This is a genomic window from Neobacillus drentensis (assembly GCF_036965645.1).
GTDB lineage: Bacteria > Bacillota > Bacilli > Bacillales > Cytobacillaceae > Neobacillus > Neobacillus drentensis_D.
The window spans coordinates 1-1,604 of sequence record NZ_JBALPZ010000286.1; the positions used below are offsets into that span (position 1 = coordinate 1).

The 1,604-nt window shown below is 36.0% G+C and carries 1 protein-coding gene; it reads right to left on the reverse strand.

Going from position 1 to position 1,604, the window contains the following annotated elements; genetic code table 11:
- Positions 1 to 286: 286 nt before the first annotated feature.
- On the reverse strand, positions 287 to 1,604 hold a 1,318-nt coding region (locus V7266_RS30425; RefSeq protein WP_335473006.1), incomplete at its 5' end, for a zinc-ribbon domain-containing protein.

The window sequence follows — 1,604 nt, forward strand, 5'->3', positions numbered from 1 at the left end:
GCTGCCAATGCATTTACCAATAGGATAAAATCATTGATATTGAAATAGGAAAAAGCCTAATCCCTCCATTTTTTATCGAGGAATTAGGCTTTTAACTTCGATAAACGCACCCGATTGTTGAAAATCGTTATGAAGAATAGCACCCTTTAATTAAGGAAGAAGCCTTATTTGTAATCATTTTTCAAAACACCATCAACATCAACATCAACATCTTCATATAATGATTCGGTTGTTCGAATCAAAATTTATAAAATATGGCTTTCCATTAATGGGCACTTTTAAAAATTTATCTTTTTTTTCTACAAATTGGGCATCCTGTTCCATGTTTATGACGATTTCCTATAATAGCTTGCCATTCGTGCCCATTCAACCTGCACTTCCACCACACCTTTTTCCCAGAACCAGGAGTTACATCATATGGCGTTAATGCTAAATTCTTATCCAAATGCCATTCCTCAGCGAGATTTGGATTTACAATTGCCAAATTATATTCTGATGTTGCATATCTCCCTGAGCAAAAGGGACATCCATACCCACCACCAGCTCTAGAAGCGATACTTGCTCTCCACTCATGATTTTTTTCGCAAATCCACCATACCTTTTTGTTAGATCCTGATAACACATCATACGGAGTTAATTCTTTATTCTTAATAGGATGCCATTGAGAAGCCAACTCTGGATTTTCTACAAAAAGATTTGTAGATTCAGATGATTTTTTTCTAGAACAGTAGGGACAACCACTTCCTTTAGTGCGGTTGCTGACTAATGCCTCCCATTCATGATAACTTTCACAAATCCACCAAATTTTTTTATGCGAATGAATAGGTACATCGCTTGGGGTCAGATCACCGTTTTTAGATGCGTGCCATTGAGAGGCTATTTGGGGATTTAATGCTTGCAGTGAGTTTGAACTATCTGTACGTAATCCCCTACAATAAGGACAATTTGTAGAATTTGTCCTGTGAGCAACAGTTGCCTCCCATTCATGTCCACATCCCCCTAACCACCATACCTTTAAAGACGAATTTGGAACTACGTCATTTGGTCTTAATTTGTCATTTTTGGACGGATGCCATTGTCTTGCAAGTGCTGGATTAACAACAGCCAAGTTATAATCTACTGAAGGTTTTTTACCTTTACAGTAAGGGCAATTTGTAGGACGCTTCAAATTTGTCCGATGAGCAACTGTTGCCTCCCATTCATGCCCTTTTTTACACTTCCACCAAACTTGAAGATTTGATTGTGATTGTACATGTTCTGGCATCAGGGGAGCGTTTTTCTCAATATTCCATTCCTTCGCAAGATTAGGGAATTTTTCACTAAGACTATTTTCAATTTTTATCTGAGTAATTTGCTCAAGTATATTAAATCTGTCTTTATGTACATCTACTTCAATGCTTGGTTTATCTTCTGATAACCAATCTAAAACTTTTTTTATAATTTTGTTTAAATCTCTATCTGCTCTACTAGTCCTAGAGAAGACTGTTGTACCATAGGATTCTATATCAGGTAAACCTTTTTCACGAATACGTAAAAATTTTAATTTTATATCAGTTAAAATTTTATTTTTTTCCTCATCCTCTTTTTGTTTATCACGATGGACG